General features: G+C 62.8%; 30 protein-coding genes and 1 tRNA gene. 25 read left to right on the forward strand and 6 right to left on the reverse strand.

Annotated elements, in window-relative coordinates; genetic code table 11:
• Positions 1-2: 2 nt before the first annotated feature.
• On the reverse strand, positions 3-626 hold the full coding sequence (locus EP380_RS01810) for a response regulator (RefSeq protein WP_106573574.1): 624 nt from the start codon (positions 624-626) through the stop codon (positions 3-5).
• A gap of 137 nt (positions 627-763) precedes the next feature.
• Between EP380_RS01810 and EP380_RS01815 the strand changes: the two genes are divergently transcribed.
• The 21 genes from EP380_RS01815 (at position 764) to EP380_RS01915 (ending at position 17,236) form a co-directional block, all read left to right on the forward strand.
• A complete protein-coding gene (locus tag EP380_RS01815; protein WP_106573573.1) occupies positions 764-1,327 on the forward strand; it encodes an NADase-type glycan-binding domain-containing protein in 564 nt (187 codons plus the stop codon).
• A gap of 98 nt (positions 1,328-1,425) precedes the next feature.
• Entirely contained in the window at positions 1,426-1,836 is a 411-nt protein-coding gene (locus EP380_RS01820; protein ID WP_127595940.1) for a hypothetical protein, read from the forward strand.
• Between the two features lie 391 nt (positions 1,837-2,227).
• Entirely contained in the window at positions 2,228-4,006 is a 1,779-nt protein-coding gene (locus EP380_RS01825) for a site-specific integrase (RefSeq protein ID WP_164749717.1), read from the forward strand.
• Positions 4,007-4,110: 104 nt separating this feature from the next.
• Positions 4,111-5,349 (forward strand): phage portal protein, encoded by a 1,239-nt coding sequence (locus tag EP380_RS01830; RefSeq protein WP_127595946.1) that lies wholly within the window; start codon positions 4,111-4,113, stop codon positions 5,347-5,349.
• Positions 5,346-5,681 carry a gene transfer agent family protein gene (locus EP380_RS01835; RefSeq protein ID WP_127595949.1) on the forward strand — a complete coding sequence of 112 codons (336 nt, stop codon included), beginning with the start codon at positions 5,346-5,348 and terminating at the stop codon, positions 5,679-5,681. The genes EP380_RS01830 and EP380_RS01835 overlap by 4 nt, the downstream gene beginning before the upstream one ends.
• Positions 5,674-7,263, forward strand: coding sequence for a phage major capsid protein (locus tag EP380_RS01840; RefSeq protein ID WP_127595953.1), 1,590 nt, complete (start codon positions 5,674-5,676; stop codon positions 7,261-7,263). Before EP380_RS01835 ends, EP380_RS01840 begins: the two co-directional genes overlap by 8 nt.
• 15 nt (positions 7,264-7,278) lie before the next feature.
• Positions 7,279-7,875 (forward strand): hypothetical protein, encoded by a 597-nt coding sequence (locus EP380_RS01845; protein WP_127595956.1) that lies wholly within the window; start codon positions 7,279-7,281, stop codon positions 7,873-7,875.
• Positions 7,876-8,069: 194 nt separating this feature from the next.
• Positions 8,070-8,222: an HNH endonuclease signature motif containing protein gene (locus tag EP380_RS23910; RefSeq protein WP_338036289.1), complete on the forward strand. Its 153-nt coding sequence runs from the start codon at positions 8,070-8,072 to the stop codon at positions 8,220-8,222.
• Positions 8,219-8,560: a hypothetical protein gene (locus EP380_RS01855; RefSeq protein WP_127595962.1), complete on the forward strand. Its 342-nt coding sequence runs from the start codon at positions 8,219-8,221 to the stop codon at positions 8,558-8,560. The genes EP380_RS23910 and EP380_RS01855 overlap by 4 nt, the downstream gene beginning before the upstream one ends.
• Positions 8,557-8,985 (forward strand): hypothetical protein, encoded by a 429-nt coding sequence (locus tag EP380_RS01860; protein WP_127595966.1) that lies wholly within the window; start codon positions 8,557-8,559, stop codon positions 8,983-8,985. The genes EP380_RS01855 and EP380_RS01860 overlap by 4 nt, the downstream gene beginning before the upstream one ends.
• Complete coding sequence (locus EP380_RS01865) at positions 8,982-9,272, forward strand: head-tail connector protein (protein ID WP_127595969.1); 291 nt, start codon at positions 8,982-8,984, stop codon at positions 9,270-9,272. The genes EP380_RS01860 and EP380_RS01865 overlap by 4 nt, the downstream gene beginning before the upstream one ends.
• A gap of 2 nt (positions 9,273-9,274) precedes the next feature.
• A complete protein-coding gene (locus tag EP380_RS01870) occupies positions 9,275-9,694 on the forward strand; it encodes an HK97-gp10 family putative phage morphogenesis protein (RefSeq protein ID WP_127595972.1) in 420 nt (139 codons plus the stop codon).
• Entirely contained in the window at positions 9,691-10,104 is a 414-nt protein-coding gene (gene gp17, locus EP380_RS01875; RefSeq protein WP_127595975.1) for a tail completion protein gp17, read from the forward strand. Before EP380_RS01870 ends, gp17 begins: the two co-directional genes overlap by 4 nt.
• Positions 10,101-10,412: a phage head closure protein gene (locus EP380_RS01880; protein ID WP_238719701.1), complete on the forward strand. Its 312-nt coding sequence runs from the start codon at positions 10,101-10,103 to the stop codon at positions 10,410-10,412. Before gp17 ends, EP380_RS01880 begins: the two co-directional genes overlap by 4 nt.
• Positions 10,412-10,822 (forward strand): phage terminase small subunit P27 family, encoded by a 411-nt coding sequence (locus tag EP380_RS01885; RefSeq protein ID WP_127595978.1) that lies wholly within the window; start codon positions 10,412-10,414, stop codon positions 10,820-10,822. Before EP380_RS01880 ends, EP380_RS01885 begins: the two co-directional genes overlap by 1 nt.
• On the forward strand, positions 10,819-12,429 hold the full coding sequence (locus EP380_RS01890; RefSeq protein WP_127595981.1) for a terminase large subunit: 1,611 nt from the start codon (positions 10,819-10,821) through the stop codon (positions 12,427-12,429). Before EP380_RS01885 ends, EP380_RS01890 begins: the two co-directional genes overlap by 4 nt.
• Before the next feature lie 11 nt (positions 12,430-12,440).
• Positions 12,441-14,492, forward strand: coding sequence for a phage tail tape measure protein (locus EP380_RS01895; protein WP_127595984.1), 2,052 nt, complete (start codon positions 12,441-12,443; stop codon positions 14,490-14,492).
• Positions 14,493-14,713: 221 nt separating this feature from the next.
• The gene (locus EP380_RS01900; RefSeq protein ID WP_127595987.1) at positions 14,714-15,262 is read left to right on the forward strand and encodes a hypothetical protein; all 549 of its coding nucleotides are present in this window, start codon (positions 14,714-14,716) and stop codon (positions 15,260-15,262) included.
• 404 nt (positions 15,263-15,666) lie between these two features.
• Entirely contained in the window at positions 15,667-16,008 is a 342-nt protein-coding gene (locus tag EP380_RS01905) for a hypothetical protein (RefSeq protein ID WP_127595990.1), read from the forward strand.
• Between the two features lie 57 nt (positions 16,009-16,065).
• Entirely contained in the window at positions 16,066-16,584 is a 519-nt protein-coding gene (locus tag EP380_RS01910; protein WP_127595993.1) for a hypothetical protein, read from the forward strand.
• 97 nt (positions 16,585-16,681) lie between these two features.
• Entirely contained in the window at positions 16,682-17,236 is a 555-nt protein-coding gene (locus EP380_RS01915) for a hypothetical protein (RefSeq protein ID WP_127595996.1), read from the forward strand.
• Positions 17,237-17,280: 44 nt separating this feature from the next.
• Here the strand turns inward: EP380_RS01915 and EP380_RS01920 are convergent, their stop codons facing one another.
• A complete protein-coding gene (locus EP380_RS01920; RefSeq protein ID WP_127595999.1) occupies positions 17,281-18,288 on the reverse strand; it encodes a hypothetical protein in 1,008 nt (335 codons plus the stop codon).
• A 427-nt stretch (positions 18,289-18,715) separates the two neighbouring features.
• Here EP380_RS01920 and EP380_RS01930 point away from each other — a divergent pair, with 427 nt between their 5' ends.
• Positions 18,716-18,952, forward strand: coding sequence for a hypothetical protein (locus EP380_RS01930; RefSeq protein ID WP_127596005.1), 237 nt, complete (start codon positions 18,716-18,718; stop codon positions 18,950-18,952).
• Between the two features lie 121 nt (positions 18,953-19,073).
• Here the strand turns inward: EP380_RS01930 and EP380_RS01935 are convergent.
• Positions 19,074-19,147 (reverse strand) — tRNA-Gln (locus tag EP380_RS01935).
• 270 nt (positions 19,148-19,417) lie between these two features.
• On the opposite strand from EP380_RS01935, the gene EP380_RS01940 reads away from it, so the two are divergent.
• Both EP380_RS01940 and EP380_RS01945 read left to right on the forward strand, forming a co-directional pair.
• Positions 19,418-20,806, forward strand: coding sequence for a Ppx/GppA phosphatase family protein (locus EP380_RS01940; protein WP_238719666.1), 1,389 nt, complete (start codon positions 19,418-19,420; stop codon positions 20,804-20,806).
• A complete protein-coding gene (locus tag EP380_RS01945) occupies positions 20,803-21,501 on the forward strand; it encodes an RlmE family RNA methyltransferase (RefSeq protein WP_238719667.1) in 699 nt (232 codons plus the stop codon). The genes EP380_RS01940 and EP380_RS01945 overlap by 4 nt, the downstream gene beginning before the upstream one ends.
• 7 nt (positions 21,502-21,508) lie before the next feature.
• Here EP380_RS01945 and EP380_RS01950 read toward each other — a convergent pair whose 3' ends face one another.
• The 3 genes from EP380_RS01950 to EP380_RS01960 all read right to left on the reverse strand — a co-directional run bounded on the left by EP380_RS01950 (position 21,509) and on the right by EP380_RS01960 (position 25,231).
• Positions 21,509-22,924 carry an MFS transporter gene (locus tag EP380_RS01950; RefSeq protein WP_127596013.1) on the reverse strand — a complete coding sequence of 472 codons (1,416 nt, stop codon included), beginning with the start codon at positions 22,922-22,924 and terminating at the stop codon, positions 21,509-21,511.
• Positions 22,925-23,055: 131 nt separating this feature from the next.
• A complete protein-coding gene (locus EP380_RS01955; RefSeq protein WP_238719668.1) occupies positions 23,056-24,132 on the reverse strand; it encodes a M48 family metallopeptidase in 1,077 nt (358 codons plus the stop codon).
• Positions 24,122-25,231, reverse strand: coding sequence for a YjgN family protein (locus EP380_RS01960; RefSeq protein ID WP_106571393.1), 1,110 nt, complete (start codon positions 25,229-25,231; stop codon positions 24,122-24,124). The genes EP380_RS01955 and EP380_RS01960 overlap by 11 nt, the downstream gene beginning before the upstream one ends.
• A 240-nt stretch (positions 25,232-25,471) precedes the next feature.
• On the opposite strand from EP380_RS01960, the gene guaB reads away from it, so the two are divergent.
• Positions 25,472-26,974, forward strand: a complete 1,503-nt coding sequence (gene guaB, locus EP380_RS01965; RefSeq protein WP_127596019.1) for an IMP dehydrogenase — start codon at positions 25,472-25,474, stop codon at positions 26,972-26,974.
• Positions 26,975-26,984 lie beyond the last annotated feature (10 nt).

Genomic DNA, 26,984 nt, shown 5'->3' on the forward strand with positions numbered 1-26,984 from the left:
CCTCAAAACCCCATGTCGCGCCCGAGCGCGGCGGCCGCCGCGCGGGACGGCACGCCGAGCGTGCGAAGCAGGGCCGAAACGTGGATGCGGACCGTGAAGGGGGAAATGTCCAGTTCCCGCGCGATCTCCTTGTTCGATTTTCCCTGTACGATCAGCTGGAGCACCTCCCTTTGCCGGGGTGGCAATTCGGCGGCGCTCGGGGAAGCGTTCTCCTGGATGTCGTCGTCGGCGTCGTGCGGCCCCAGAATGACGATCTGCCCCTCGAGTATGTCGCGCACGGCGCCGGCGATTGCCGCGGGATTGATCGCCTTGCTGACGAAACCGTCGGCCCCGTCCTTCATGACAGTTTCGATCGTGTCGTCGTCGTCCGACATGGAGATGATGAGGACGGAGGCGGTTGGAAACGCGCTGCGCAGCGCCGCGATCGACCGCCGGGGCTCGAAGCCGGGAAAATTGAGGTCGAGAACGAAAAGGTCGGGTGCCCTGGTTTGCGCCTGTGCCAGGACGGCGTCGAAGCGCGACGTCTCGAAGATCTCGGCATGGGGCAACGTCCTTTGGACGAGCCGGCGCAAGCCTTCCCGAAAAAGCGGGTGGTCATCCGCGATGACGATATGAACCGGAGGCATGGTCTTTCCACTGCAGCGTCGTTCCGGATTCTTAACATCGAATGCCGGCGGGTCATTAGTGCAACTGGTCTAGTTGCCCTCCCGCCGCGCCGTGCAGATGGTTTGGGCGACCAATGCCAATGTTCCGGAGCACGCGCATGAAACGCATGGTGATTTGGCTTGTCGGCGGGGTGTCGATGCTTGGCGCCTTGCCGTTCGGCCCGGCCGGGGCTGAGGCCGGGCAATTGTGCGCAACCACCCGTCTTACCCAGGCCTTCGAGACGCAGAGCATCTGCGTGTCGAGCGCCCGGCAGCCGAGGGGCGGCACAGTCTACGACATACGAAGCCTGACCGATTGGGACGATGCCACGGCCTGGTGCGTCGACGGAGACGGGATCGGCGAATCCATCATCGTGCGCTTGGAGGACGCCGCCCCGCCGGAAAATTTCTGGATACGCAACGGCTACGCGAAGTCGCAACAAACCTTCCGCAATCATGCGCGCATACGCACGATGGAACTGGTCGCCTTTTCCTACGGGCTGGAGCAACCGCAGCGCAGGGCCGAAATCGTGCTCGGCGACAACGCCACGGAACAGACCATCGCGCTTCCCTGGCGCGTCGCCGACCCGCGCTATTTCGAGCTGCGCATCACGTCGGTTTATCCCGGGCAGACCGACGAGGACCTTTGTGTGACCGGCTTCTCGGTCGACTACGGCATGTAGGCACGGTGAGGGAACGCGTCCCAGTCGATCCGGTCGTCATGTATGCGTCGGCGCACCGGCATCGGCGAGGAGGTTTCCGAAAAGGGAGTGTCAAATTCATGAAAGCGCTGGAACGACGTCCACCCTCGCGGCGCTGGATCTTTGCCGCGATCGCGGCCTGGCTCGCGGCCGCCGGCCTACCCACCATCGGGTTCTGGCTCGTCGCCGGGGGCGGAAGCGCTGGTGCCATCGTGCTCGGCGTGGTCTGGACGGTCGTTTTGGGATTGCCTCTGGCGCTGCCGGGTCTTCTGGTGCTGGCGGCGGTGGCCTGGTTCGGGTTCAAGAAACTGCGTTTGTGGCCGGTCTGGGGCTGGGCGGGGCTCGGTCTTGCCATCGGTGCGGTCTGCATCGCGCCGCTGCTGTTTGCCGGCTCGACGGCGAATGAAAACGCGCACAATCCGCTCGTGTGGGGCGCGCTCGCGGGAGGCGCGATTTCCGGTGCGGTGTTCCGGTTCGCCTTGCCGCCGTAACGGGGCGCGAGGGACGGTCCGTCTCCGGCAAGTGCCCGTCGAGGCGGTTCGCAATCACCAGCAACCCAGGAACAAATCAGGCCGGATGGTCCTGGAAACGGCCGGTGCCGATCCGCCCGCGAAACCCCGCAGCATCAAGGTCGAGATGGCGCTATGGCAACGTCCGACAATCACGGCGCCGGCCACGGGCAGGCTTCGACGCCTCGCGCAAAAGTACAATAAAATCAGCTCTTCAAAGATGTGGCTGGGGAACCTGGACTTTCAGCTACTAAGGTTTCAAGGCAACTCAAGTCGTTGATGCGGCAGAAAAATATTATGATTCAAGGGGTTGCGAAACGGCTACTGCTAATAGATGGTGCTAATAGATGCCCTCGAAAACGGCGCGAAAATCATGGCGAAATTGCACCGGCGCGGCCCCGTCTACTACGTAGTTCTCAACGTCCCGACCGACCTTCAGACCGCCATGGGCTGCAAGCAGAAATGGATTTCGCTGCGCACGAAGGATCGCAAGGAGGCCACGCGCCGGCAGGCGGCCGTGATCGACGAATGGATGGCGACTTTCGACGAGTTGCGTCGACGCCGCGACCTGACCGACGCGGACATCGCCGGTGCCGTCTGGGAACACTACACGTCCAAGATGGACGAAGGCGATCGGGAACGCGCCAGCCGTCCGACGACAGCGCAGATCGACGACGCCATTGAGAAGGCCGGAGTGGCCGCGATCCGCTCAGGCGCTCACAAGGCTGGTCCGATCGCCATGATCAACGCCATGGCCGAAGTCGAAACTCTCGCCAACAAGGCTACGTGGGCGGCGAGACGCCGGGCAGCCCGGCTAAACAGATTGCGGTCTGATCTGGCGTCTGGCGACACGCGCCTCATTGAACCAGACGCCGATCGCTTCCTCGCCAAGCACGGCTTCACCATCGAAAACGGCAGCGAACTCTATCGCGAGCTTTGCCACAAGCTTATGCGCGCCGACATCGAGCAGCTTGAGCGAAATGCCGAGCGCGATCGCGGCGACTATACCGGCAAGCCTAGCGACCCGATCGTGGTCGAGCCGGCAGAAATGCCCGACAGGCCGGACGCGGGCGGCGAGCGGATCATGCCGCTGTTCGACAAATACGAAGCCGAGAACCCGAATAGCATCCGGCCGGAGACGTTCAAGCAGGCCCGCCGCGACGTGCAGCATTTTTCTGACTTCGTAGGGCCGCGCGTGCGCGTGTCCAAGATCGACAGGCGCATGGTGCGCGAATGGAAGGACTTGCTTACACAGTGGCCTGTCAAGGCGGCAGACACAGCCGCGTTCGAGGGGCTGAGCGTCAAAGAGATCATCGCGGCCAACAACAGGCTTGAGCGGCCCAAGCCTGCGATCACGCGCAATACTATCCGCCGCTACATGGCCAGCCTCAGCGGCTTCTGTCGTTGGCTCGTCGTGCACGACTATCTAGCGGCGAACCCGGTCACGGACATGCTGCCGAAAAAGAACGGGCCGGCGAACAAGCGCCGCACCTTCACCGATGACGCGCTGTCCGCCCTGTTCACGTCGCCGCTCTTCACGACATGCAAAAGTGACGTTTGGCGCGATGTCGACAAGCCCGGCAACGTCGCAGTGCGCGATCACCGTTACTGGATTCCCTATGTAATGCTCTACAGCGGGGCGAGGCCCGGAGAGATCGCGCAACTGCATGTTGACGACGTGCGGCAGACTCACGGCGTCTGGATCATGCATATCACCGAAGAAGGCGAAGGCCGGAAGAGAACCAAGACCAAGGGCTCAATGCGTGTCGTGCCGATCCACGACGAACTCGCCAAGCTGGGCTTTGTCGAGCATTGCCAGCGCATGGCCGCTGCCGGGCACAAGCAGGTGTTCCCGGAAGTCGACATTCCCGAAGAAGGGCAGGTCGCGGCAGCCTTCTCGCGCGAGTTCAATCGCTATCTGGCCAAGATCGGCGTCAAGACGGGCACCGACATCGTGACATACAGCTTGCGGCATACGTTCATCGGTCGAGCGCGGGACGCCGGATTCTTGGACGAAGAAATCGGGACCGTCGTCGGACACGACAAGCCAACGATGACCGGCCGATACGGAACCGAACATAGCGGCTCACTGAAGCGGCGCGCGACGTTGGTGAACAAAGTGCGGTATCCGACGATCGAAGCTAGATCATAAATCATCACGAAAATCAATGGAAAAGATTCCTATTTAGTCAATTATAGAGACTATTTTCCTATCTAAAACACTGTTACAATATCCTTGAAATGGAATTGTAGCATATGCGTTGGCGTGATCTTCTGAGTTGGCTACCAGCGAGCGGAACCGAAAAGAAAGCGGTTCCGCTTTCTGATTCATCGGTGTTCGAAATCTTCGGAAGCAGCCCGACGATTTCCGGTCAGAACATCAACCCGTCGACCGCTATTCGCGTGCCAGCGGTCTATTCAGCGGTCACGCTCATAACCAGCGCGATCGGCTCATTGCCCGCGAAGCTGTTCCGGGAAGCGGACGGCGGCAAGCAGACCGCCAAGGATCATCCCGCCTATCGCCTTGTCCATGATGAGGCAAATGACTGGACTTCAGCCGGCAAGTTGCGCTCGCAACTGACGGCAGACGCGCTATTGCGCGGCAACGGCTATGCCTTCGCCAATCGTGTCGACGGCCGCGTCGTCGAGTTCATCCGGCTCGACCCGAACGCCACGTCGATCGAATGCGAAGACAGCGGCGAGCCGGTCTATGTGCATCGCGACAAGGAAGGCCGTGAAGTCCGCTACGACTATCGCGACATTCTGCATGTCGAAGTGCCGCTTGGCATCTCGCCGATCACTGCCGGGCGCGAGTCGATCGGTCTAGCGGTCGACATCGAACAGGCTGCCGGCCGCGTGTTCGCAGGCGGCGCTCGACCGACTGCGATCTTCAAGCACGAAAAGGCCAAGGGCGGCGAAAGCGGCGCGGCGGAAGTCAAGGCGATCAAGCAAGCCTATCGCACGGCAACAGCGTCCGGCCAGTTCACCGAGCCGATGTTCCTTGATGGCGGCTGGACCTATGACGAAGCCAAATACTCGCCGCTTGATCCCGCGTTTTTCGAAACCATGCGCAAGGAACAGGTGGTCGAGATTGCGCGCCTGTTCCGCGTGCCGCCGCACCTGCTTTTCGAGCTTTCCCGCGCCACATGGTCGAACGCCGAAGAGATGTTCCAATCGTTCCTGACGCTAACGCTACGCCCTTGGCTGGACGAATGGGAAGCAGCCTATCAGCGCGTGCTGCTGTCGTCGGAAGAGCGTGCTGCCGGTCATTATGTCGAGTTTGTCGTCGACGACCTTTTGACTTCGAATGCCGCGACCCGTGCAAAGACCTATCAGGCATATCGCCAGATGGGCGCGATGACGGCGAACGAGGTTCGCAGCGGGCTCAATCTGCCGCCGATCGACGGCGGCGACACGCTGGCAAATCCCAACATCACACCCGGCGCGCCGCCCGCCGACAACGACAACCCTGCCAACGGCGAGGAAGCCGCATGACGCACGTCGCATTCTTCGGCGACGGCGAGCGCCCTTTTGCCTTGCCGCTTAACGAGACGCGCCAGCTTGAGCGCGCGACCGGCCACGGCATCGGCCGGCTGTGCAAGATCGTCTTCGCACGCGAGTTCGCCATCGCGGATCTAACAGAAACGATCCGCTGGGCGCTGATCGGCGGCGGCGCATCACCGAAAGAGGCCGCTGACCTTATCGCGGCATATGCCGACAACCGGCCGATCGCCGAACTGCTCACCGTCGTCGTGCCGATCCTCGAATCCGCGTTCTTCGGCGACACCCAAGCCGACCCCGCCAACGACGAGACAGCCAATGGATAAGCTCGAAATCAAGGCCAGCTTCACGGTCGACGACACCGGCACCATCACCGGCATCGCATGGCCGTTCGGCTCAGCCGATCGGGTCGGCGATGTCATTCACAAGGGCGCGTTCAAGGTGTCGGCGGCAATGCCGATTCTGTTCGAACACGACCCCGATCGTGTCGTCGGCACATGGGAGTCGGTCAACGAGACGGACGCCGGCCTTGAGGCGAAGGGGCGGCTCTTCGTCGACGGCGTGCCGCGTGCCCGTGATGTATACGGCCGGCTGCGCAATGGCCGCGTCAACGGCCTGTCGATCGGCTTCCGGGCCGGCGAGACGAAGGCACGCCCCGGCGGCGGCCGCGACATCTATTCCCTGCACGTCTCTGAAATCTCGATCGTCGCGAACCCGTGCCACCCGGACGCGCGCATTCACTCAGTCAAGTCCGCAGGTGGCGCGGCGTCCCCCGAAAAGGAAATCGACATGGAAAATGCAGAAGTGAAGGAAGACCAGCCGGAGCCGAAGGCCGAGGCGAAAGCCGAGCCGGTGATCGACAAGAAAGAGTTCGACGCCATGAAGGCCCGGCTCGACAAGCTGGAAGCCAAGAGCAAGCGGCCCGTGGCCGCGAACAACAACCAGCCGGTCGCCGACAACGACAACGTCGAAACCAAGGCGTTTAGCCTCTACACCCGGCGCGGGCTGGAACAGATGGACCCCGATGAGCGCAAGGCGCTAACCGTGGGCACCTCAGCGACTGCCGGATACCTGGCACCGGAGACGTTCGCGGCCGAACTCATCAAGCAGCTAAAGGAATTCAGCCCTATTCGGCAATATGCGCGCGTCGTCACGATCGGCGCGCCGGAAACGAAGTATCCTCGCCGCGTCGGCTCGCCGACGGCCTATTGGGTCGGTGAGAACGACAACCGCACGGCCTCGCAGGGCAGCTACGAACAGATCGCCATCAAGCCGCACGAACTGGCGACCTACACGGACGTTTCTGCCCAGCTTCTGGAAGACAACGCCTATGATCTGGAAGGCGAGCTTCAGCGCGAGTTCGCGGAAGCTTTCGCGACTGCCGAGGGCGCGGCATTCGTGGCCGGCACCGGCGATAACAACAACCAGCCGACCGGCCTTCTGGTCAACGCCGATATCGCCGAAATCCTGACCGGCGAAGCGTCGAGCTTCCCGGCAGCGAACCCGGCCGATGTTCTGATCACCATGTATCACGGCTTGCCGACGACGCATGCGCAGCGCGGCGTGTGGATGATGAACCGCAACACGCTGGCCACGATCCGCAAGTGGAAGGATAGCGACGGCCGCTATCTCGTCATTGACCCGATCACCGACGGCATGCCGATCACCATGCTGGGCCGGCCGATCGTCGAATGCCTCGACATGCCCGACATCGAAGCCGACGCCTACCCGATCGTGTTCGGCGACCTTCAGGGCTACCGGATCATCGACCGCATTCAGCTTCAGGTGCTGCGCGACCCGTTCAGCCGCGCGACCAATGGCGAAATCCGCTTCCACGCGCGCCGACGCACGGGCGGTGACGTCACGCACCCGGATCGCTTCCTCAAGCTCAAAGTCGCTGCGGCGTAAGCGAGGAACACGATCATGCGGCTCGCATCTGACGATTTCGTAGTTCTGCGCGGCAACCAAGCTGTGCGGCTGCGGCCGTCTTTGCGGGCCGCAATCCTGCTGCTGCGCAAGCACAGCTTCGGCAAGCTTATTGAGGGCGTCGAGACGGCGAACGTCACCGTCATGACCGATATCTTGACGACGGGCGGCGACATCATCGAAGGCGAGGCACTTATGAGCGTCAAGCTCACCGATGGCATCGCCCAATTCGGGGATCTACAGAATCTGCTCTTGCACTACCTCGCCGCGACGTTCGGCGTTGATGGCGAGGTAGATCATCCGGCGGAAGAGAAGTTCCGGGCCGGCGATGTGCACGGCATGGAAACGGCGCTCAATGGCCTTTTCGAGATCGGCACCGGCTGGTTAGGCTGGTGCGCTGCCGATACCTGGGCCGCAACGCCCGGCGAGATCATCGCAGCCCAGCGCGGCATGATCGCCAAGCTTAAGGCTGTTCACGGCACGGCCGATGAACTCGCCTATGACCCCCGCGAAGAAGTAGCACCGGAAACCGTTCTAGAAGGTATCGACAAGCTCAAGGCAAGCGCCCGACGCGGCGCGAGGCAGGCCGCCTAATGCCGCGTCGTGTGCCCCGCATATGCGCCTGTCAGAAGGTCGTGCCAGCCGGCGAGCGCTGTGCTTGCCAGGTCAAGCAGGATCGCGCCCGCAAGGCCCGCCACGATGCGCGCCGGCCGTCTGCACGTGAGCGCGGCTATACGGCCGAATGGGAACGCGCGCGGGCTGACTATCTGCGCAGGCACCCGTTCTGCATGCACAATCGCTGCGGCCGGCCGGCTACCGTCGTGCATCACGTCAAGCCCCATAGAGGCGACAAGCGCCTGTTCTGGGATCGCTCCAATTGGATGCCTGCCTGTCAGCCCTGCCATGACGGGCCGCTACAAGCGCAGGAGCGCAGGCGATGACCCGCGCCGAACGTGCCCGCCTTATCGACCGGCTTGAGTTCGAAGCCGAGTGCCGCGCTGCCCGTGCGCGTGCCCTTCGGCATGTCGAGACGCGGCAACAGGAGGAAGCTGAGCGCGTCGCGGACTGGATAGGCAAGGAACCACCGCCCACCTTCATCACGCGCCCGAAGCTGGGCCGCAAGCCGAAGCTCTATGAGCACGCCGGCGAGCGCAAATCGCTCAGCGAATGGGCTGAAATCGCTGGCGTGACCTATCGCACGCTTCAACGACGCATTCGCACCGGCATGCCGTTTCATACCGCAATCACCATGAAACCGCATGGGCGGCAAGCCACATGACCCGCGACGACCTTCTCACCATGAACGGCGTCACACAGCCGATCGCAGAATGGGCGCTCGACTACGGCATCCCTGCCAGCCTGATCTTGACACGGCTGAACAGGGGCATGTCGACCGCGCGGGCGATAACGAAACCGATGCGTGCGAAGCCGGGCGATCAATTACCCGAACCACCCTCGACGCCTGAGACCTACGAGTTCGACGGCCAAGCGCATACGATCGCGGAGTGGGCGAAGATTACCGGCATTTCACAATGCGTGTTGCGCGATCGAATCCGCGCCGGTTGGCAGATCAAGCGCGTGCTCACAACGCCCACCAAGAGGGGGCGGGTCTCCAATTTTTCCGCGTCTATGGGGACCGGCGCGGGGAGCGACGTGCAAGCGATGCCGAAAATGGGTTTTTCTGAAATCGAGGACTCACCATGATCGCGACCGCCAACGACCTACGCGAGCAACTGAATATCGAGCCGGGGTTCGAGGCAGACGACTTCCTTGAGCGGAAGATCGCTGCCGCTGAAAACTGGATTGAAAGCTTCATCGGCACGCCGCTCGCCGAACTCGACCCGCTGCCGGCGAGCATTACGGAAGCCGTGCTTCAGCTTGCCGCGCATCTCTATGAGAACCGCGAAGCGACCCTTGTCGGCGTGTCCGGCTCGGAACTGCCGTTCGGCGTGGTCGATCTGATCCGGCCGCATCGCGTCTGGGAAATCTGACCATGGCCAGATCAAAGCAAGTCGCGCGGATACAGCGCCGCCTAGAAGCGATTCCCGCCGAAGTGCGCAAGGCCGTCGAGCCGAGCCTGACGAAATCCGCCAACGAACTCGCCGGCATGATGCGCCAGCTTGCGCCTGAAGACGAAGGCGACCTTAAGGCGTCGATCGTGGCGACCCCGCCCGGCGAACAGACCCCGGCCTATTCGCAGCCGGGCGGCGAGCGCGTTGCCGGCGAGTTAGAGGCGATCGTCACGGTTGGCAACAGTGATGTCCGCTATCCCCACCTACAGGAATACGGAACCAGTGAGCATGATGCGCAGCCGTTTTTCTGGCCGTCGGTGCGGCTACTCAAGAAGCGGATCAACAACCGGACCAAGCGCGCCATCGCCAAGGCTGTCCGCGACCATTGGGGGCGCGGATGATCGAACCATCGCTTGCACTACAGGCCGGCATCCGCGCGCACTTGAACGCAGATGCGACCGTGAGCGCCCTTGTCCCGGCGGACCATATTCGCGCCGGCTCAAGCCGCCCGGAACAACTGCCTTGCGTCAACATGGCCGGCGCGCAGACGGTCTTTCTCGGTGGTGCTGCCGGGGGGCAATATGCGGCGCGCGTATTCCTTGACCTGCACATATGGGCGATCGAAGCCGGCGCTGATACTGCTAGGTCGATCGCGTTCGCGGCGAAGAAATCATTGCTGACGTGGCCGGCGCTCGCCGATAGCGAGCTTGACAAGTTCGCCGTCACGCACGCGCTGTTTCCGCGCGACCCTGACCCGCAATACGGCCACGGCATTTTGAAGGTCGAGGCCGTCATCCGGTGGGTATTGTGATGCGCGCCGGCAAACTCGACCGACAGATTACCATCGAACGCGAGACAGAAACCGTGTCTGCGACCGGTGCAGTCAGCACCACCTGGGCAGAATTTGCCACAGTGCGCGCTGAGATCGTGCAGCGCTCGACCGATGAGTTCCTGAGCGGCTTCGGCGAGGACGAAGCGACGGGCATCGTCTTTCGCATTCGCTACCTCGCCGGCATCACCACGGCTGATCGGGTCGTTCACGCCGGCACCGCATACGACATTGGCGAGATCGTCGAGATCGGCCGAAGGCGGGCGCTAGAACTGCGGGCAAAGACCTAATGCGCGGTAAAAAGCCATCGAACATCGCGCCGGGCACGTCGCCGGTGACGAAGGTGCCTGCCCCGCCTTCCTACCTGTCCAAGGACGCCAAGGCCGAATGGCGACGGGTCGCGCCAATCTTGATTGACGAGCGCAAGGTGCTGACGGTCGCCGATCTTGCCGTGCTTGAGAACTTCGTGATCGCCACGGGCACCATGCGCGAGGCGCACCGCGCGCTGAATCAGGAAGGCATGGTCCTGCCGAACGGCAAGCGGCATCCGGCCTACGGCATCCTGAGCGCTGCGCAACAGCAACAGCTTCGATGCGCCGGCGAGCTTGGCCTTACGCCTTCGGCGCGGTCGCGTGCCGCGATGATGGAACAAGGCGACGATGACGCCGACAGCCCCCTCGCCGTGGGGCGCGGCCGATGACCAAGAGCGCCTATCCTGCATGGCTGTTCGACGGCAGCCCGATTGATGATCCGCTCGGCTACGGCGCGGATGCCGTCGAGTTCTTGCGGCGGCTGAAGCACCCGAACAGCACCGCGCCAAAGAACGCATTCCAGCTATTCGACTGGCAAGAGCGGATCGTGCGGCGCATCTATGGACCGCGGCACGCTGACGGTCGCCGGATCGTCGAAACGGTCTTCTGGATGATCCCGCGCGGCAACCGCAAGACCAGCCTCGCTGCCGCGCTGGCACTGTTGCATACGATCGGCCCTGAGCGCGTTCGCGCCGGGCAAGTGATCTTCGCCGCGTCCGATCGTGAGCAAGCCGGGCTCGGCTTCCGTGAGGCCGCGAACATCGTGCGGATGGATAAGCGGCTCGCCAGCGCGACCCGCATCTATGACGCGCATAACAGCGCAAAGAAGATCGTCTTCAAGGCCGAAGACGTAACGCTACAGGCGATTTCCAGCGACGGCGCGGCCCAGCACGGCAAGACGCCTTCATTCGTGCTGGTCGATGAAATCCACGTCTGGAAAGGCCGCGACCTTTGGGAAGCGCTCAAGTCCGGCCTTGTGAAGACCAGCAACACCCTTATGCTCATTGCCACCACGGCGGGCCGTGGCTCGGAAAACATCGGTTCCGAGCAATATGAGTATGCCCGGAAGGTTGCCACCGGCGAAATCATAGACCCGGCTTTCCTGCCAATCATCTTCGAAGCGGACCCGAATGATGATTGGCAGGACGAAGCGGTCTGGCACCGCGTGAACCCTGGCCTGCGCTACGGCTTCCCGAATCTCGACGCGATGCGCACACAGGCGCGCGAGGCCGCGCACCGGCCCGCCGAACGGCACGCCTTCGAACAGTTCAACCTAAATATCTGGAAATCGCACTCGCGCGACCCCCTGTTCGATATGGCGACCTACGACGAAGGACGCGTCGAGGTCGACCTGAGCGAGCTTGAAGCCCTGCCCTGCTATCTAGGCGTCGACCTGTCGGTGAATGGCGACCTGACTGCGATCGTCGCGGCTTGGCGGCACGATGACGGCCGGATCACCATTCACCCTTGGCTGTTCGTGCCCGGCGACGATCTGGACAGCCGCGCCAAGCAGGACCGCGTGCCATATCTGCAATGGCGCGCCGATGGCCATATCACGGTGATCGACGGCCCGGTGATCGAACCGCAATCGATCGAGGATCACATTCGCGAACTGTGCGCCACCTATGACGTGCGCGAAGTGCTGTTCGATCCATACCGGGCAGGCCTCATCATGCAGCGCCTACAGTTGGAAGGTCTGCCGGCAATCGAGTTCCGGCAGAAACCGCTCACGATGGCGCCCGCCATCGGCCATCTTGAGCGCACCGTCAACGGCCGCCGGTTGCGGCACGGCGGCAACCCTGCGCTAAGGCATCATTTCGATTCCGTGGTCGTCTCGCGCGGCGACACCGGCCTTGTCCACCTGCACAAGGGCGTCCGTTTCGACAGGATCGACGGAGCGATCGCCGCGTCCATGGCTGTGGGCCGCGCCATTGCGGCCGACAATACCCCGTCAATCTATGTGCGCGATGACTACGAAGACATCCTTTACAGCTAGGAGAAACCTGCATGGCCACTGACGAAGAACGGCTTGTCGTCGCGCTAGAGGCGCGCATTCGCGATTTCGAGCGCAACATCCTCAAGGCCAATCGCACGCTCGGCAAGCAGATGGATGGCATGGAGCGGCGCGCCAAAAAGTCGAGCGACCGGCTTGAGGCGATCATGGGCGGCGCGGGCCGCCGCATGGGCGCGGCGATGAAGGCAGGGCTCGCCGGACTGGTAGCAGGCGGTGCGCTCAGCATTGCCGGCCGGCTGGTCGACGTGGCGGGCGGCATTGCCCAGATCGGTGACGAAGCGAAGCGCGCGGGCCTTAATGTGAAGGCGTTTCAGGAATTGAAATACGTCGCGGAACAGAACCGCATCGGCGTCGACTCACTTACCGACGGCATCAAGGAGTTGAACCTGCGGGCCGATGAATGGATTGAGACGGGCGGCGGGCCGGCTGCCGAGTCATTCGCCCGGCTGGGCTTCACTGCCGAGGAACTGAAGACCAAGCTGAAAGATCCGTCGGCACTTTTCACCGAGATCATCGGCAAGCTGGAAAACCTCGACCGCGCGGCGCGCATTCGTATCGCCGATGAAATCTTCGGCGGCACGGGCGGCGAGCGCTTCGTGCAGCTGATAGATCGCGGCGAGCGTGCCATCCGGGACCAGATCAAGGCCGCGAACGATCTTGGCGTCGTGCTGGACGAAGAACTGATCGAACGCGCCGACGAAGTGGACCGCAAGTTCCGGGCGATCACGACCACGATCGGCACCAGCCTCAAGAGCGCCATCGTCGAGGCAACATCGGCGCTTCAGACGTTCATAGACACGTTCCGCGATATCGAGCGCCAGCAAAGCCGCACGCTCAATGAGCGCGTGACGGACATCGGCCGTGAGCGCCTTGAGATCGAAAACCGCATCCTCGAATTGAAGGAACAGCAAGCCGAGATCGGCGGCTTCACCGCTGAAGCCGAGCGCCGCGTGCTACAGGGCACCATCAACGAGCTTGCCGCACAAAGCGAACAGCTTGCGCGGGAAGAGGCGCGCATCTTGTCGATCCTCGAAAGCCGCCGCGTGCCGGATGCGCCGGAACCGACCTCGCCGGCACCGGGCGCACCGCCCGCGCGCACAAACACCGGCGGACGTTCATCGTCGGCGCGCTCAAGCTCGACAGACAGCGCCGCACGCGAGCGCCAAGCCGTTGTGGACCTCATTGCCGAGCTTGAGGCAGAACTTCGCCTGATAGGCGCGTCTGAGGCCCAGCAGCGTGCCGCTGCCGCCTCACGCATGGCAGGTGCTGCCGCGACTGACCAGCAGCGCCAGCGTATCATCGCGCTCAATGAGGCGATCTATCAGGAAACCGCTGCACTCGACGAACAGCGCGATCGGCTACAGACGGTCGCCGATGCTGGCCGTGAGTTCGTAGGCGGCTTCCTGCAAGACATTCGGGCAGGCGTGAAGCCTATGGACGCGCTCGGCAATGCGATCGGCCGCCTCGCCGATCGCATGCTCGACGAACTTCTGAATGCGATCTTCACCGTCGAAAACGCCGGCAGCGGCAACATCTTCGGCGGGCTCGCCAAGTTCATCATGGGTATCTTCGGCTTTGCAGACGGCGGCATTGTCCGCGCCGACAAGTGGCAGGGCTTGCGCCTAGCCGATGGCGGACACGTGCGCGGCCCCGGCGGGCCGCGTGATGACCGTATCCCGGCGATGCTCAGCGACGGCGAGTTCGTCGTCAACGCTGCCGCGACGGCGAAGCACCGGCCGCTGCTTGAGGCCGTAAACGAGAACCGCGTGCCGGCATTCGCGGCGGGCGGCCATGTCGGCGATGCCGGCTCGCGCGCCGTCGCCAGGGCGATCCGTGGCGACAATGACAATGCAGTTGCTGGCCAGATCGTCAACATTTCAGCGCCGGTCACGGTCAACGCCAGCGGCGGGACACCGGCACAAAATGCCGACCTCGCCGCGAAGATCGGCAAGCAGATGGAGGGCACGTTGCGCGGCGTCGTCGTCGACGAGATCAAGCGTCAGCGCAAGCCGGGCAACCTGCTTAACCAGAGGGGACACGGCTGATAGCCTAGAGCGCTCCGACTGCCCAACGCGCGTTCACTCACCTTAGCTTTATGGTGACTGACAAGCCGTTGATTTCCTGAGAAAAATTACGCGCCCGCGCTTGTCGGCGTGCTATAATGTGGTTGCGCAGCGGTGCCGGGTAGCTCCCCGCACTACAACGAGAGGCTGGCCTTGTCGTCGGGCCAGCCTCTCGAAACGACGACCGGCGACAAGGACGACAAATGTTGAACGACGACGCGTGCGACCTCACGCCCGAAGACCGCCAAAGCGCGACCCGACCAAGGGGCCGGCGCTATCGTCAGATTTACACCCCGCCCAGATACAGCCCGCTCATCCAGATTTGGAATGAGACCGTGCGCCGGTCGGCGCGCAGCAAAGCCCGATCGAAGGCCATCAGCCAAGCGCGTAAAAACGCGATACAGGCGGGCGATACCGACCTGCCAACGGAGCCGACATCCGAGCATGTTGATTGGTGGGAGCGCACCCTCGTGCGCAACTACAAGAAGGAGGTCGAGAAGGGCCTTGCCGCGCTCTTTCATGATCGTGGCCTTGATGAAGCGGCGCGTCGGCGGATGAAGGATCGCAATCGCAAGCTCGCGAAGTCCGCCGCTGCATGGCAGGCCGGCGACCGCTCGCCCCTCTACGATACGAGCCGCAAGCTAATGTCGCCCGAGGAACGGGCCGCTCACGATCGTGAGAAAGCCCGGCTTCGGCAACAGAAGCGCCGGGCGAAGAAACGCCGGCCTAATCCTCTCTACGGAAGATTCTGACAAGCCCTGCGGAAGTGTTCCGGCGATTCCCTCGAATCATGTTCCCCGCGCCCCGCACGGGGTTTCGTTCGCCGGAGGATCATCATCTTGTTTCTTGTTGAGGTGTTTCGTTCGCCGGAACAGTGTCACGAAAAACATTCCACCGTGTTCGACACCATGTGTCACGAAAAACGTTCCGGTGTTTCAAATAGGAGAAGAATCTTATTAAGAAGGAACAGACTCTATTATAGTAGGGAAATTCGGAACGTTTTTCGTGACACCCTGTCCCGGCAGACTCAAACAAAAGTCACTCACTACTGACAGAATCTGCGATAGATTTCTGTTTTTACTCATTTTTTGATTGCCTAACCCTTCCGGCTGATTGCAGAATCCGCCCTGCAAATCAGCACCGGAAAGGAACTCCCATGGAAGACATCTATCTGCCGGCCGATCGATACGCGTTCAATGCCGCCTATCTCGTCAAGGCGCTGCGCAAGCGGCACCCTGACCCGGACACGCGCCGGGACCACATACACGCGGCGTTGCGCACCATGGGGCTCGATATGGGCGGGCTGTGCCTCACCGGCGGCCGGATCGCCCCTGAGCACCACGGCGAGCTTCTGGACGCCCTGCTTGACCTTGAGCCGTCAGCCTTCACCGGCGAGATCGATCTGTGCAGCGTGAAGCTGGCGCTCGGCGAGCACGGCGGCATATGGCCGGCTTCGATCCGCGAGACGCCGGCAGAGAACTCTCACCTTGCTTCTTGACTTTGGGTTGTTGCCGTTGCATATATGCGCAACGGCAACGCAACGATGGACAGACCCATGGCCAAGTCAGCAACGGAAAGAAGTCGAGAATTTCGGAAGCGGCAAAAAGATGCGGAGAGGAAGGCGCTGACCAATCCAGCCACCCCGGCGAGCTATGTGAAGACGCCGTTCTCCGCCTTTATCGCCGACCGTTGGCCCGACTTCGATGAGAACCTTGACGCATTCGGGGTTCAGATCACCGGAAGCCCCCTGAGCGAGGAACTACAGAGTTTCCCGACTCAGTATGATCGGGAAGAACCCTTGACCTCACTGCAGCGAGCGATGGGACTGGTCGATGTCTTCATCGATGCGGCGCAAGAGCTGGCTCACTTGATCAACGTCTACAAGCTCCAAGAAATCGAAAGAGCGATCGAGGACGCGATGCAGGAAAGCGCCGACCTCCCGAAGGGCGATGTTGAAGCCCTCAAGGTATCGTTTGCGGAGATCTATCGGCTGAAGGCCATTAGATCCGAGCTTAGGCGGCCGTCCCGGCACATCGTGCTTGGAACTAGGGCGGAAGAGGAGGAGGCGCGATGACGACAGAATAGCGAAGAACGGCATGGCCAAGCTTGCACCTTGGCCATGCCGCAACCCCGAAATTCCAGTCTGACGCTCATCAAAAAGGAGATTCCGTATGAGCAATGATAGCACGCCGGTAGCCGGCAGCACAGCCAAGCAGTCCGACGACCTCACTTTCGTCGAGTATCTCAGGGGCGACGAAGGACGCGAATTGCTCGCAGACCTAGCGTTCGATGTCGATAGCATCCACAACGAATTGCCGAGCCGAGATGAACTAGCCGACAGCTTGGTTGACTACGGCAAGCGCCCCGCCGACATGGCAGACAGGATTCACGATCTGGTTGGCTACGCTGAGTCGCTGGCAGCTTCGTTGCAACAGCTAAAGGCGGGCTACCTCGAGCACGTCAAGGTCACCGAAACTATGCAGAAGGCTGCCGACACCTACCGGCAGACCCAGTCACCTACAGCAGCCCGGCAAGTGATAAACGGGCTGCTACTTGTTAGCGGCTGGGATCGGAAGCTGCCGCGAAAGCTTGCCGAGAGCTTCTGCGCGCTGGGGATGCCGCGCGACCATCGGGGCCGGCGCGTGAATACGTTCGCCCGCGCGTATCGTTCACAGCTGACGGGTTGGACCGACAATCTGCTACCAAACACCGATCGCAGGCGCTAAAGCTGACAGAACGATGGGCGCGGAAACTACTTTTCGCGCCCAACTCATTCCTTCTGATCTGGACCGGCCCCCAGCTTGCCCGAAGCGGCTAGAGCTTTGGGATTAGTGTCGCCAACATCTTCTGAGTCTCGCCTGTATTTGCTCAACTCTTTTATCTTATCAAATAATTTTTTGGCCTCTTCGGGCTCCCCGCCAATAGATGTTAGAGCTTCTCCCTTACTTGGAAGATCAATACCAAATCTGTATCCTCTTTGCATTCCCTCGGAAATTCTCTTGAAATACGCAGTGAACGCGCTCGCGTTCTCTTCATCGATTTCTGGTATCATGCCTCTAACAGGTTCAAGGAATGTTTCCATCGCCGAACTCTCGCGCGCATCTAATTCTTTTTCTATCTGGCTCAACCTCTCCTCGGATATCCCTACATCGCGAAGCGCATCTACAGCCGACTTAGCACTTGTTGTCTCTCGTCGATTTTTGACAATTCTCCAAATAAACATCGCCGTAATAAGCATAAATTTCCACTCGACTACGACTGACACACTTACATCAACGTTGTCTACACGTAGAATTTTTGGCCCATCACTTTCTGGAGCATACCCTTTGTAAGCTCTATTAAATACATGGTAGAACCATTCCATCTCGCTTATTAGATGCAAGGTTGTATTCGCACCTGCCTCAATAGGCATAACGATCGTCAAAACGGGCTCAGTTGTATCCGCTTGCTCTTTTTCCACGTATTGTGCCGTGCTATTGATAAATTGCTGTATGGTTTCTCTAATCCTATCTATGGTGGATCGATCTTCTGCCGGCAACACGTTATAAGTATTAGACACTTGCTTGTCATAAACAAAAATAAGACTATTATATAATTCAAGCTTCTTCAATATATATCTATCACTATACTGGAGAGATTCAAAAATTGAAATAAATCTATTTTTCCATTCAGCGTAATGTGCAGGATCTGAGCGCGCCGTATCAGCGTGGCGGATAATAATATCCTGAATTTTCGGCAGGACTAACTTGGCCGCTCGGTGAGCAAATGAAATATCCATTCTCTTGAGTTCTCCGAAAAGTAAGAATCGCTCTTCGGGACGGGAGAATAATCGACAATCGTCGCAGAGGGCTAGGCAGGAAGGTGAGGCGTCTAGCAAGCAGGGAGTCGCGAGGCGCTATCCTCGCCGTCGCGCATGCCAGCCCTTCGAATAGCCGTAGCTGACGGCCGGTAGTGCTGTCGCGACCTCACTATGAAGCATGTTGTGAGCCACAACGAGAACGCGGATCGTCTCCTGCATGTCCCCGCCGCACAAGGCGATCCATTCATCAACCTCAGCTTCCAAGGCGTCACCATCGACTGACGATATCTGCGGCACGCTTCCGGGCATCTGACGACCTCCATTCCTGCCACGCGAGATTGCCACCGGCCGCTTGACGGCGCAAGGTATATGTTCCTATTTTGTTCTCATCATGGGAGCCGGACATATGCCGCGTCGAAAACGCCATCTCAAGATCAACAGCTATGACCTGCAACAGATCGACCAACAGATCGGGTTGTTGCGCATTGCCACGAGGCGCGCGCAAATTTCACTCACGCCGCTTCGCGAGCATTACAACGCGCTTTCTGAGCTAGACCGCGCTCTACACCGGGCGCTCAATCTGTTGAATGATCGCCCGGCCAATTACCGCGAGCCGCATCACGCACCGATGTCACAGGGCTAAATCGGGAGGCGCTTTCCGCATCACTGCCTGCTGGCAAAAGGACTAGGATGCTAAGAAAAACTGCTAATAAGTGCTGCTAATAGAATTCGGAAAAGCCAACAAAATCAATTAGTTGGCAAGATGGCTGGGGAACCTGGATTCGAACCAGGACTGACGGAGTCAGAGTCCGCTGTTCTACCGTTAAACTATTCCCCAACGGCAATGCCGGTCTTCCCGGCGCACATCCGGCGGCAGTTCGGCGCGCAACCCGGATGCGCGCGCTTCTAGCATATCCGCCGCGCCGATCAAGCCTTTCCTGACGCGGCGCAAATTTCGCAGGGCCCGGCGTTCGCCGGCCGGTGACACGGTGTGCGGTCACGCAAAACCCTTGGTGATCGCGCCCGCCGCTGCTACATTGTTGGCAACTGAACGATTGCGGCGCCAGCGGCAACCTTGCGATTTGCGCGGCGCCCGAAGGACGGAAGTGTGAAGGACCTCGAGGACGGCGACAAAACGCCGGACGCGGAGGCTCCCGGCCGCTGCCCCGGCAAACGTCGCCGCGGCAAGCGCAAGGCGGCGCAGGCCAGGGCGCATAACCGCGCCGATGGCGGCGGCGCCGGTGGAGCCGAAAAGCCGGGCGCCAATCCGCAGGACGCACAAAAACGCAGGCGCAAGAAGCGTCGCCGCGGCCGCAAGGCTTATGTGCGCGACGCCGGCAATGCCGTCAATGCCGTGGCGCCAAACGCTGTCGGCGGGCCGACGGAGCGGTCCGCCGGCCCGCCGGTCGTCAACGGCAAGACTAAGCCTGCGGCTTCCGGCGCCGTGCAAAGGCCGGGGCACCGGCACGCCCAGGCGCCGTTCGTGCCGCCGCCCGCCTATGCCGCGCTCGACCTCGGCACCAACAATTGCCGCCTCCTGGTCGCCGTCCCCAATCGTCCCGGCCGGTTTCGGGTCGTCGACGCGTTTTCGCGCATCGTTCGGCTCGGCGAGGGGCTGACGGCGAACGGGCGCCTGGCCGACGACGCCATGGCGCGCGCGCTCGAAGCGCTGAAAGTGTGCGCCGGCAAGCTGGAGGCGCGTAAGATCGCGCGCGCGCGCCTGATCGCCACCGAAGCCTGCCGCGCCGCCGCAAACGGCGCGGACTTCATCGACCGGGTGCGCGAGGAAACCGGCCTGACGCTCGAGGTCATCGACCGCGAGACCGAGGCGCGGCTGGCCGTGTCGGGCTGCGGCTCGCTGGTGGAGCGCGAAACGCGTGGCGTGGTTCTGTTCGACATTGGCGGCGGGTCCTCCGAAATCGCGCTGATCGACATTTCCCGCCGGCGCAGCCGCCGCCTCGCCAACCATATCGTGTCGTGGACGTCGCTGCCGGTCGGTGTGGTCTCGCTTTCAGAGCGCTTCGGCGGCCGCCATGTGACGCCGGAGATCTTCGCCGCCATGGTCGACGACGTCGCCGGCATGATCGACGCGTTCGACGGCCGCGACCGGCTGGGCGCGGTCGCTACCGGCGAGGGCTTCCACCTGCTCGGCACCTCCGGCACGGTGACGACGCTCGCCGGCATCTTTCTGGACCTGCCGCGCTACGACCGCCGCCGCGTCGACGGATTGTGGATGAACGAGGCCGATATCGACCGCATGGTCGAGACTTTGGTCGGCTGGGGCTTCGACGAGCGTGTGAAAAACCCCTGCATCGGCGCGGATCGTGCCGACCTCGTGCTCGCCGGATGCGCCATCCTGGAGGCGATCCGGCGCACCTGGCCGGCGACCCGGTTGCGGGTGGCCGATCGGGGGCTGCGCGAGGGCATTTTGACCGAATTGATGGCGGAGGACCGGGTCTGGGACCGCGACCGCCGCCCACGGAGCCGTGTCTCGTGAAGAAACCAGATCCGAAACCGGGCGCGCGGGCGCTGAAGGCCCGGGTAAAAAAGAAGCGTGGTCTGAAGGCCTCGTCGCGACGCTGGCTGGAGCGGCATCTGAACGATCCGTACGTGCACCGCGCCAAGGCCGACGGCTATCGCTCGCGGGCCGCCTTCAAGCTGACCGAGATCGATGACCGGCAAAAACTGCTCAAGCCGGGGGCGCGCGTCATCGATCTCGGCGCGGCGCCGGGCGGCTGGTCGCAAGTTGCGGTGCGGCGCACCGGCTCGCCGCCGGATGCGCCCACGGTTGTGGCGATCGACTATCTCGATATGGACGCGATTGCCGGCGTGACGTTCCTGAAGATGGATTTTCTCGACGACGACGCGCCCGAGCGGCTGCTTGACGCGCTCGGCGAAGCGCCCGACGTGGTGCTGTCCGACATGGCCGCCCCGACCACCGGTCATAAGCGCACCGACCATATCCGCACCATGCACCTATGCGAGGTGGCGGCCGATTTTGCCATCCAGGTGCTGCGTCCGGGCGGGCATTTTCTGGCCAAGACCTTCCAGGGCGGGACCGAAAACGATCTGCTGACCCGGCTCAAGCGGAATTTCGCCAGCGTGCACCACGTCAAGCCGCCGGCCTCGCGCGACGAATCGGTCGAACTCTATCTGCTTGCCAAGGGCTTCAAGGGACGCGCAGCGGACTGAGCGGCCCTCAGCGCGGTGGCAGCACCTGCGAGCGGGCATTGTCGCCGCCCAGCCTGTGGCCGGAGACCGCGTTTCCGGCCGTCGGATGCAGCATCCAGAAGGGCAGGGCCGCCAACGCCGCCACCCCCGCGACGATGAAAAACGCGATCTGGAACGCGCCGGCCTGCAGCGGCTGGCCGGACATGATCGTCACGGCCTCCAGGATGACGCCGGCCAGCGCGACGCCGAGCGCGATGCTGACCTGCTGCGTCACCGCCGCGATCGCAGTCGCCTGTCCGGCCCTGGCATCGTCGAGGTCGGCAAAAACCAGCGCATTGACCGAGGTGAAGAACAGGGAGCGCAGGAAGCCGGCGGCAACCAGCACCGCCATGATCACCCAGACCGGGGTGCCGGCGCTGAACAGGCCGGCGGCCGCGATCATCAGCGCCCCGCCAAGCGCGGCGGCGACGAGCACGGTACGGAAGCCGCCGCGCCTGAGCGTGCGCCGGGCGAAGAACTTCATGCCGATGGCGCCGATGGCGGCGGTGAAGGTCAACATCCCCGATTCGAACGGCGTCATGCCGAAGCCGAGCTGGAACATCAGCGGCAGAAGGAACGGCGTCGCGCCCGAGCCGAAACGGAAGATCGAGCCGCCGCTGATCGCGGCGCGGAAGCTGGCATTGCCGAACAGGCTGAGGTCGAGGATCGGGCGCGGCGCGCGGCGTGCGTGTACGAGATAAAGTGCGGTGGCGCCAAGCCCCACGCCGAGCGTGACCAGACCGACGATCGGCGGCAGCGCCGGCAGGCTGACGACGGAGAGGCCGAACACGATACCGGCCGCCGCCACACCGGACAAAACGAAACCGCGCATGTCGATCGGTGCCGTACCCTCGCCACCGGCTTCCGGCAGCAGAAAGGCGGCGGCCACGATGCCGGCGAGCCCGATCGGCACGTTGATCAGGAAAATCCAGTGCCAGCTCACGAAAGTGGTGATGAAACCGCCGACCGGCGGGCCGAGCAGCGGGCCGATCAGCGCCGGCGCCGTCAGCCAGGCCATAGCCGAGACGAGGTCGCCGCGCGGCGTCGCCCGGACCAGGAGCAGGCGCGCCACCGGCGTCATCATCGCCCCGCCCATGCCCTGCAGGAAGCGCGCCAGCACGAAGCCGGAAAGCGATCCGGCGAAGGCGCAGGCGATCGAGCCGACGACGAACACGCCGATCGCGGTGCAGAACACGCGCCGCGCGCCGAACCGGTCGGCCATCCAGGCGCTGATGGGGATGAAGATCGCGACCGAAACCAGATAGGCGGTCAGGGCCAGCTTGAGCGCGATCGGGTCCGTTCCGATATCGGCCGCGATCGCCGGCAGCGAGGTCGCGATCACCGTGGAGTCCATCTGTTCCATGAACAGGGCGACCGCGAGCACCAGCGGAATGGTCCGGTTCAAACTGCTGTCCTGACTGCGATTCTTCTTCTTCGCCCGGGCGGTAGCACGTCCGGGCGTGGCTGTCCTGTGCCAAAGCCGAAAATGGCCGGTGCCTGGACAGAGCCGTGAGCCGGCGCAGTCAAACCCGCAGTCTAGTTGGACGGGTCCACGCCGCCGCTTCGCGCGATCTCGGCCGCGTAGCGCCGGGTTTCCTCGATCCGCTCGCCGGTTGCAGGATGGGTGGTCAGGATCGCGCCATTGCCGGCATCGCCGAAACGCGCGCGCATCAGCTCGAAGAACCGCGCGATCGCGGCCGGGTCGCGCCCGGCGCGCGCCATGATCTCGACGCTGTAGCGGTCGGCGTCGCGCTCCTGGCGGCGTGAATAGGAAAGCGCCAGGAGCGCCGATCCCTGCACCAGCAGATCCTGCACGCCGGACCCCACATCGCCGCCGATCACCATGATCAGCCCGACGACGCCGGCGGCGCGGTAAAGCTGGCGCAGGCTGTGATCGTGCTCGACATGACCGATCTCATGGCCGAGCACGCCGAGAACGAGCTCGTCGTCCGAACCGGCCAGATCGACGAGTTCGTCGGTGACAACGATCGTGCCGTTGGGCAAGGCGAAGGCGTTCGGGCCGATCGATCCGCCGCTGCGAAACTGTAGGTCGAAGCGCGATGCGCCGCGCGGGGTGAGTGCGGCGAGTTCCAGAAAATCGGTCGCGATCCGAGCACGCCGCTGTTCGGGCAGAGTGCTTTCGGAAAAGGCGGTCTCGTCGAGCGAGGCGAGCGCGCCCTTGCTCATCAATTCGGGCACGATCTCGGGCGTCGCCAATACCGCCACCTCGACAAGAAGCGGCACGGCGAAACGGTAGACGCCGACCGCCAGAAGCACGACCGCGGCCACCAGCACGATCAGGCGCGGCCGAAAACGCTCGATCTCGACCAGCCAGCGCGAGCCGCGGCCGACGACGTCGGCGAGCAGCCGGTCGACACCGTCATTGTCGCGGCACACGAACACGCTGTCGTCGGAAAACCCGATGCGCCGGGGCACCGAGCCGACGCGCCGCGATATGAGAAGGTCGGATCGCGCACTGCGCACCAGGATTGCGCCGGTCTGCGCGTCGCGCACGGCGACGTCGCCATCGTCGGTCAGAAAAAGCTCAGCCGCGATGTCGCGCCCTGAGCGCGCGGCGTGCCATTTGCCAGCTACCTTGGGTTCAAAAGCCAAAGTCGAGCCCCTCCACATCCATATATTCCGCGCCGACGGCTGCCCCTTCATCGGTTATCGTGTCGATATAGCTGTCGAGCGCCCCGACCGTGTCGAGCGCCGTGCAGGCGGCGAGATAGCGCGCCATGCGTACCGCAGCCCAGGGGCGCAGCAGTCCCAGCGAGAGCACCGTGGCGACGAGATTGGAAAGCGAGATCCAGACATAGCGCCAGCGCCCGAGCGTGGAGGCGAGTGCGTGGCGTCCGTCGATGACGGTCTCGCTGACGGCGACGTTGCGCGAGCCGGCGTGGTAGAGCAGTCCGACGACCACGTAGAGCAGGATCAGCGGCAGGAAGCCGACATAGATCAGCGCCAGCACGCCGGCGGTCAGCGTGCCGACGCCGCCGCCGCCGCCGACGAGGTCCGAGAGTTGGGAGCCGTAGAGATAGCCGAACGCGAGCGAGCCGGCGAGGAACAGCACACCACCGCCGCCAAACAGGATCGCCGGCAGCCACCATTGCCCGAAAAGCTTCTCCAGGCGCGGATCGCAGTCGATCGGCCGGCCGCCATAGGTGAGATTGCCGAGCGTATAGCTCCAGATCCAGCGCGAGGCGACGGGTGCAAGAACACCCAGCGTACCCCAGGTCAGCACGCCGCCTGCCACATAGGCGAGCAGGGCGCCCCAATACCCGCCCTCGAAGTCGAAGCGGACATTGCGATAGCTCGTCACCCGGGCGCGGAAGCGCAATCCGCGCATGACGAGGTAGGGCAGGGCGAGAAAGAAGCCGATTACCAGGACGATGCTGAAGCCGGGCGCAAAATAGAGCGCCAGATTGTAGGCGGCGATCAGCGCCAGCGCGATGATGCGGCCGAGCAGGATCTGGCCGGGCTTGGCGTGATATTCGAAACTGGCATCGCCAAGACGGGTGCTGCCGTGAAAAAAGCGCATGCGACGTACCTTGGCCCAGGCCGAATAGATGCCGAGCGTCAAAATCGTCAAAAGCACGTTGACCAGCCAGATACCGAAATATTCGCGCGCGGTCCCGGTGAAGACGAACGGTTCGCGCCGCATCGCCTGATCGGCGTCCCCGTGTTCGCGTATTGGTGCCGTCTCGTTCATGGACCGGTCTTTCCCGCCAAGGCTCCGGTTGACGTGGGCCAAATCTTGGCCTCCGGCGGCCGGCACGGCAAGCGGAACCTTTTCGTGCCGGCCGCCGGACCACGATGCGTCAAGCTGTCTGCGTGCTTCTTTTCAATGTCATCCAGACGTGATACCAGCCAGCGCCAATCCTGAACGGGAAATCAACGACTCGGCGTGGCCATAAGGGGCCGCGCCGGTTTCAGCATTCAAGGAATGGCCATGGCGAAAATCATCGAAAGCGTGACGGGTCTGGAAGCGTTGACCTTCGACGACGTGCTTCTGCAGCCGGGCCATTCGGACGTGCTGCCGGGGCAGACCGACGTCAGCACCCGCATTGCCGGCGACATCGATCTGAATATTCCCATCCTGTCGGCGGCCATGGACACGGTCACCGAATCTCGCCTTGCGATCGCGATGGCGCAGGCCGGCGGAATTGGGGTCATCCACCGCAACCTGACGCCCGCCGAGCAGGCCGAGGAGGTTCGCCAGGTCAAGAAATTCGAATCCGGCATGGTGGTCAATCCGGTGACGATCGGCCCCGACGCCACGCTTGCCGACGCCCAGGCGCTGATGCGTTCGCACGGCATTTCCGGCATTCCGGTGGTCGAAAGCGGCGGCACTGGCGGCCACACCACCGGGCGGCTGGTCGGTATCCTGACCAATCGCGACGTCCGTTTTGCTTCGGATCCGGACCAGAAGGTTTCGGAACTGATGACCCACGAGAACCTGGTGACGGTCCAGGACGGCGTCGACCAGAAGGAAGCCCAGCGTCTCCTGCATCAGCGCCGTATCGAAAAGCTGCTGGTGGTCGACGAGCACGGCCGTTGCATCGGCTTGATCACGGTCAAGGATATCGAAAAGTCGCAGCTCAATCCGAACGCTTCAAAGGACGTGCAGGGCCGGCTGCGGGCCGCGGCCGCGACCAGTGTCGGCGATGACGGGTTCGAACGCGCCGAGCGGCTGATCGACGCCGGCGTCGACCTCTTGGTCATCGATACGGCGCACGGCCATTCCCAGCGCGTGTTGGATGCGGTCGCGCGCGCCAAGAAACTGTCGAACGCCGTGCGCATCGTTGCCGGCAACGTTGCGACCGCGGACGGGACCAAGGCGCTGATCGACGCCGGCGCGGATGCGGTCAAGATCGGCATCGGGCCGGGCTCGATCTGCACGACCCGGATCGTGGCCGGCGTCGGCGTGCCGCAGCTCTCCGCCATCATGGCGGCGGCCGAGGAAGCCGACAGACAGGGTATTGCGGTGATCGCCGATGGCGGCATCAAATATTCGGGCGACCTGGCCAAGGCGCTGGCCGCCGGCGCGCGCGCGGCCATGGTCGGTTCGCTGCTCGCAGGCACCGAGGAGAGCCCCGGCGAGGTCTATCTGCATCAGGGCCGCTCCTTCAAGGCCTATCGCGGTATGGGCTCGGTGGGGGCCATGGCGCGCGGCTCGGCCGACCGCTATTTCCAGGCCGAGGTGCGCGACACGCTCAAACTCGTGCCCGAGGGGATCGAGGGCCAGGTGCCCTACAAAGGGCCGGTCGGCGGCGTCCTGCACCAGCTCGTCGGCGGGTTGAAGGCGGCGATGGGGTATGTCGGCGCGCACGATCTGGAGACGTTTCGCCGCCGCGCGACCTTCGTGCGCATTTCCGGCGCGGGTCTGCGCGAAAGCCACACCCACGACGTCACCATCACCCGCGAAAGCCCGAACTATCCCGGCGTGAGCTGACAAAGCCGCG

Source organism: Nitratireductor alexandrii, assembly GCF_004000215.1.
In the GTDB taxonomy this organism is placed as follows: domain Bacteria; phylum Pseudomonadota; class Alphaproteobacteria; order Rhizobiales; family Rhizobiaceae; genus Mangrovimarina; species Mangrovimarina alexandrii.